The organism is Pseudomonas sp. P5_B2, from assembly GCF_056400445.1.
Genome location: NZ_JBFULH010000245.1, coordinates 1 through 6441, shown reverse-complemented (window position 1 = coordinate 6441; position 6441 = coordinate 1). Strand labels below are relative to the sequence as shown.

Below are 6441 nucleotides of genomic sequence, written 5' to 3'. Positions count from 1 at the left end.
TTGTGAGTTACCTAACGAGTCGAATCTTTCATTGAGCTTTCAAAAGAGCCCCCTGCATTAAGCATATGAAAGAAAGTTGAAATTTCTTTTGATTGTGTGTGACCTGACCCACTGTTGGGGGCATCAGTACAAGTAACMAGCCGATCGGTAAGCCCAACCGACGGCACATCACTTGATTGGGCATACAGAGAGAAGACCCTATGACCGCCCCGCTCCGTATCAACGAAGCTCTTTTGATTGCCGACCGCGCGTTCCAACCCTTCCAATGCGTCGCCTGGGCTCAACAAGACGGCAATGGCGAGCTCTGCATCACCGTCATTGACCGCACCAATACTCATATCGGTCACACCCAAATCCCCAGCAGCGCCTATTCCGATCCGGTACAACTGGAACACCTGCTGCAGCAGGCCCGTGAAGAGTTGAGCCAAGAGGGTTATAAACTGCAATCGTGGTCCATGCCGCATTAAGGGGTTTGCGGACTACTTCAACGTAGTCCGCCCCTTCGCTTTCTAGCTAGTTGGCTGTTTTCAACATAACAGCACAGTCATACTCCAACTTCGCCGTATCGAATTACTTGGCAGGCATGTCAGTGGTTCGAAAAGACACTGTTCTGGCACACCGTGACCCTCCGCCTGTTACTTATGACCGTTGTGCAATAGTTCATTCAGGGATTGAATGTTTAGCAGGGAGTTGCCCTCCCGCCCCCCGGGTTTCGGTCAGCTCGCAAGGAGATGCGCTTGCCACACCAGACGGCTTTTGCCCTACCTATATCGCGGCATATAGCTGGCGACCTGGATCACCGTTTCGCCTCCAGTGGCAAAACCCAAGTGTATTTCGCCGGTAGTATTTCAAGCATTGCCAACGGCGTGGAGATGGATGCCAATGGTCGCGTGCTGGTGGCGGCCACCGTCGGCATGCCAAATGGCAGCTGCTTTGGCCTCGCTCGATTGCTGGAAGACGGCTCCGCGGATCTCGCATTTGGCGTTAACGGTAGCGTTATCGGGCAGTTCCAGCGCGGTCACGAGGCCATGGCGGGCAAAGTCCGAGTTCTCGCCAACGGGCACATTCTGGTGGTCGGCCTGCACTATGAAAACGCTCGTCAAACGCTGCCAGCACTGGCGTTGTTCGATTCGCAAGGTCACCCTGTCGAACACTTTGCAAATAATGGGATCTGTGTCGTACGCCTGCCGGGTAACCTGTCCCTGGGCATGCGCGATCTCTGGCTCCCCCCTGGCGTTCCAGGGGCGGAAGCCTGTGACCTACAAGTGCAGGCTGACGGCCGAATCCTGTTGCTGGCCAACCACCATTTCGAACTGGCCGATCATGTCGGCCTGCTGATCCGCCTCACCCGCCAGGGCGAGCTGGACACTTCCTTCAACGGCCGCGGTTTTGTCATCGTCAGGCACTTGCTGATGAACTCCTGGCTCAGTAGCGTGATGGTGCAGCGCGATGGTCGGATCATTGTAGGTGGGTCGGTCAATTTCCCCGAAGAAGGTTTGCTGGCCCGTTACCTCCCCGACGGCCGTCTCGATGAGTCCTTTGCCGTGGATGGTTTTATGACGTTCAGGGCTGCGGAGCAAGGCGCTCAGGTCAGCCAGATCATCGAGCAGGACAATGGCGACTTGCAGTGTCTTGGCAGCAGTCGCGACCCATTGAACTGCCTCGCCTTGAAAGTGCACAGCAATGGTCGCCCCGATGTTCATTGCAACGGCGGTCAGCCTCAGCTACTGAAGATTGGCCGCGGCGGTTGCCAGTGGACTGCCGCCCGAAGCCAGCCAGATGGCCGTGTGTTGGCAGTCGGCGCCACGAATGGCGGGACCGAAGCCGACTTCCTGTTAGCCCGTTATTTACCCGGTGGACAGCTCGACCCCGGTTTTGCCGAAGGCACCTGCTGGGTTCGCACGCGGCTGGGCGGAAGCCTGGACACCGCGACGTCGGTGGCTATTCAGGCTGACGGAAAAGTTGTCGTGGGCGGTTATTCACTGGATGGCAACTACAAGGCCGTTGTAGTGCGCTATCTCGGTTAAGCCAATCTGCGTTCCCTCGCTTGATATTCCCATCTTGTTACGGCAAGTTGCGCGCTTCTATAAAAACAAGGAGTAGCCGATGTCCGGTTCAATGGTCCAGGCGTTCGCGCAAAACTTTCTCGGCAACTCACCTCGCTGGTACAAGGCGAGCATTCTCGGTTTCCTGGTGCTCAACGCACTGGTGCTGTGGACGGTCGGCCCGGTCGCAGCCGGTTGGCTGCTGGTGCTGGAATTCATCTTCACCCTGGCCATGGCGCTCAAGTGTTATCCGTTGATGCCCGGCGGATTGCTGCTGATCGAAGCACTGCTGCTGAAAATGACCACGCCACAGGCACTGTACGACGAACTGCTGCACAACTTCCCGGTCATCCTGCTGCTGATGTTCATGGTGGCCGGTATCTACTTCATGAAAGACCTGCTGCTGTTTCTGTTTTCGCGCTTGCTGCTGGGGGTTCGCTCCAAGGCGCTGCTGGCGTTGATGTTCTGCTTCCTGTCGGCGTTCCTGTCGGCCTTCCTGGATGCCCTGACTGTGACTGCGGTGATTATCAGTGCAGCCATGGGGTTTTATTCGGTCTATCACCGCGTCGCTTCGGGTAATGATCCACGCCAGGACAGCGAATTCAGCGATGACCAGCACTTGCCCGCACTTCACCACGCGGACCTCGAACAGTTCCGCGCCTTCTTGCGTAGCCTGTTGATGCACGGTGCCGTGGGCAYGGCATTAGGCGGGGTGTGCACGCTGGTGGGTGAGCCGCAAAACCTGCTGATCGGTCATGAGATGGGTTGGCATTTCGCCGACTTCTTTTTGAAGGTGGCTCCGGTTTCGCTGCCGGTGCTGGTCGCCGGCCTGGTGACCTGCGTGCTGCTGGAGAAACTGCGCTGGTTCGGTTACGGCACCCTGCTGCCGGACAATGTCCGCGCGGTGCTGGCCAACTATGCCGCCGAAGACAACGCCGAACGAACCTCACGGCAACGTGCCGCCTTGTTGGTGCAAGGCATCGCGGCGCTGATCCTGATTGCAGGGCTGGCGTTTCACATCGCGGAAGTCGGCCTGATCGGTTTGATGGTGATCGTGCTGATCACAGCCTTCACCGGCATCACTGACGAGCACCGTATCGGCAACGCCTTCAAGGACGCCATGCCGTTCACCGCGTTGCTGGTGGTATTTTTTGCAGTGGTGGCGGTGATTCACGACCAGCAATTGTTTACGCCGCTGATTCATTGGGTGTTGACGCTACCGGCCAATCAGCAACCGGGAATGCTGTTTATTGCTAACGGCTTGCTGTCCGCCATCAGCGACAACGTATTTGTGACGACGATTTACATCACCGAAGTGAAGCAGGCGTTCGTCACCGGCCAAATGACCCGCGAACACTTCGAGACGCTGGCCATTGCGATCAATACCGGGACGAACCTGCCGAGCGTGGCGACGCCCAATGGCCAGGCCGCGTTCCTGTTTCTGCTGACCTCGGCGGTTGCACCGCTGATTCGCTTGTCATACGGGAAGATGGTGTGGATGGCGTTGCCGTATACGGTGGTGATGGGTGTATTGGGCTGGTATGCGGTGAGTTTCTGGCTGTAACGCGGACTAAAAACTGTAGGAGTGAGCCTGCTCCGGGCGGCTCGCTCCCACAGGGAATTATATAGGCTGGCGAGCGCTCGAACGCCTCATCCGACGCTGTGCCAGACGCGACCATCACGGGCCAGCAGTTCATCTGCGTCGGCGGGGCCGTCCTCACCGGCCGCGTAATGCTGAACCGTCGCATCCTGCTGCCAGGCATCGAGGAACGGCTGCACGGCGCGCCAGCCGTTCTCAATGTTGTCGGCGCGCTGGAACAATGTCTGATCGCCAGTCAGGCAATCGTAGATCAGCGTTTCGTAGCCGGTGGACGGCTGCATTTCGAAGAAATCCTTGTAGGCAAAACCCAGTTCGATATTGGCCATCTTCAACGCCGGGCCAGGCCGCTTGGCCAACAGGTCGAACCACATACCTTCGTTAGGCTGGATCTGGATCCGCAGGTAGGTCGGTTGCAACTCATCGACCTCGGTGTCACGGAACTGCGCATACGGCGCCGGTTTGAAGCAGATAACGATCTCGGTATCGCGCACGCTCATGCGTTTACCGGTGCGCAAGTAGAACGGCACACCCACCCAGCGCCAGTTGTCGATCATGACTTTGAGCGCCACGTAAGTTTCGGTTGTGCTGTCGGGTGCGACGTTGTTTTCCTGGCGATACCCCGGCAACGGCTTGCCGTCGACTTCTCCGGCTGCATATTGCCCGCGGACCGAGTTGGCCCGTGCCTCTTCGGTAGACCAAGGACGAATGGCCCCCACGACCTTGGCTTTTTCGCCACGCACCGCATCGGCGCCAAACGCGGCCGGCGGCTCCATTGCCACCATCGCCAATAACTGGAACAGGTGATTGGGCACCATGTCCCGCAAGGCGCCGGTGTGTTCATAAAAACTGCCACGGGTTTCGACGCCGACGGTTTCGGCGGCAGTAATCTGCACGTGGTCGATGTAATGGTTGTTCCAGAACGCTTCGAACAGGCTGTTGGAAAACCGGCTGATCAAAATGTTCTGCACGGTTTCCTTGCCCAGGTAGTGATCGATCCGGTAGATCTGGTTTTCCGTCATCACCTTGAGCAGGCACGCATTCAAGGCTTCTGCGGTTTGCAGATCGGACCCGAACGGTTTTTCGATGACCACCCTTCTGAACGCTTCCGGCGTCTCTTGCAGCAAACCCGCCGCGCCGAGCCGACGCACCACTTCGCTGAAGAAACGTGGCGCGGTCGCCAGGTAGAAGACCGCGTTGCCGGTGCCGCTGGCGGCGATTTTTGCCGCCAGCGCTTGATAAGTGCTGTCGTCCAGGAAGTCGCCCTGGACGTAGCTGATGCCTTGGGCCAGTTTGGCCCACGTCTGCGGATCAAGGGCTTGATCGCCCTTGCCGACCTTGGCCGCCACTTCGCTTCGAATAAAATCTTCGAGCTTGCGGGCAAAGGCGTCGTCAGTGATGGCGTTGTGGTCAACGCCGATGATCCGCAATCCATCCCCCAGCAAACCGTCGCGACTCAGGTTATACAGCGCCGGCATCAGCAGGCGCTTGACCAGGTCGCCGTGGGCACCGAACAGGAAGAGCGTGGTCGGTGGTGCGGGTTCTGCCTTGGATTTATTGCGGATCAGACGAGTCATTTTTTCGAAGTCTCCACGTGGCCGCCGAAGCCGAAGCGCTGGGCCGAGAGAATCTTGTCGCCAAAGGTGCCCTGCCCGCGCGAACGGTAGCGGGAGAACAACGAGTTCGACAACACCGGTACGGGCACCGATTGCTCCATGGCGGCTTCGATGGTCCAGCGACCTTCACCACTGTCAGCCACCGAGCCGGAGAACCCGTCGAGTTTCGGGTCGYTGGCCAGCGCGTCGGCGGTCAGGTCGAGCAGCCAGGACGACACCACACTGCCACGACGCCAGACTTCGGCGATGTCAGCGACGTTCAGGTCGAAACGCTGGTCTTCCGGCAGGTTGGTGCTGGCTTTGGTTTTGAGAATGTCGAAGCCTTCGGCGAAGGCCTGCATCATTCCGTATTCGATGCCGTTGTGAATCATCTTCACGAAATGACCCGAACCTGCAGGGCCGGCATGGATGTAACCACGCTCAGCGCGATCATCATCTGACTTGCGGTCCTTGGTGCGCGGAATATCACCCATGCCCGGTGCCAGGCTATCAAACAGCGGATCAAGGCGTTTAACCACCTCGGTATCACCGCCGATCATCATGCAATAGCCGCGTTCCAGGCCCCAAACGCCGCCGGAGGTGCCGACGTCGATGTAGTGCAGGCCTTTTTCCGACAAGGTTTTGGCCCGGCGGATGTCGTCCTTATAGAAGGTATTGCCGCCGTCGATGATGGTATCGCCGGCTTCGAGCAAGGTGCTCAGGGTGTCGATGGTGTCTTCGGTCGGTGCGCCAGCAGGCAGCATGACCCAGACCGCTCGCGGTTTAGCCAAGCCAGCGACCAGGGCCGGCAAGTCGGCGACGCCCGTCGCACCCTCGCCCGTCAAGGTGTCGATGAAAGCGGTATTGCGGTCGTAAACGACAGTGGTATGCCCATTGAGCATCAGGCGCCGCGCAATATTGCCGCCCATGCGGCCCAGTCCAATGATCCCGAGTTGCATGTGCTGATGCTCCTTACTACAAATAATGTGTGTCAAAGGTTATAGCCCAACGTGAGTCATGGGGTTAGTCCAGAGCGTTGGCACATAGTTTCCGGGCATTGTGCCCGATCCTGACTGATAACGTCGGTAATCACGCCGAAGACACAACGACCATGAAAAATAAAAAAGTTCCCTTAGTGGGAAAAAGAATTCAAAATCAGCGCCGATAGTGGATCAGCACCCTCTCACAGGGGCAGGTCTACAGT

The 6441-nt window shown here is 58.1% G+C and carries 5 protein-coding genes; 3 read left to right on the top strand and 2 right to left on the bottom strand.

All coding sequences use genetic code 11. The features are described from left to right. The first annotated feature begins 200 nt into the window (after window positions 1–200). The 3 genes from AC1DRJ_RS17245 to nhaB all read left to right on the top strand — a co-directional run bounded on the left by AC1DRJ_RS17245 (window position 201) and on the right by nhaB (window position 3609). Entirely contained in the window at window positions 201–467 is a 267-nt protein-coding gene (locus AC1DRJ_RS17245; protein WP_477803217.1) for a hypothetical protein, read from the top strand. Window positions 468–737: 270 nt separating this feature from the next. Further along, on the top strand, window positions 738–2027 hold the full coding sequence (locus AC1DRJ_RS17240) for an NHL repeat-containing protein (protein WP_477803216.1): 1290 nt from the start codon (window positions 738–740) through the stop codon (window positions 2025–2027). Between the two features lie 79 nt (window positions 2028–2106). Next, window positions 2107–3609, top strand: a complete 1503-nt coding sequence (nhaB, locus tag AC1DRJ_RS17235; RefSeq protein WP_477803215.1) for a sodium/proton antiporter NhaB — start codon at window positions 2107–2109, stop codon at window positions 3607–3609. An 86-nt stretch (window positions 3610–3695) separates the two neighbouring features. On the opposite strand, the gene zwf is transcribed toward nhaB, so the two are convergent. Then, entirely contained in the window at window positions 3696–5219 is a 1524-nt protein-coding gene (gene zwf, locus AC1DRJ_RS17230) for a glucose-6-phosphate dehydrogenase (RefSeq protein WP_477803214.1), read from the bottom strand. Beyond that, the gene (gnd, locus tag AC1DRJ_RS17225; RefSeq protein ID WP_477803213.1) at window positions 5216–6196 is read right to left on the bottom strand and encodes a phosphogluconate dehydrogenase (NAD(+)-dependent, decarboxylating); all 981 of its coding nucleotides are present in this window, start codon (window positions 6194–6196) and stop codon (window positions 5216–5218) included. Before gnd ends, zwf begins: the two co-directional genes overlap by 4 nt. Window positions 6197–6441 lie beyond the last annotated feature (245 nt).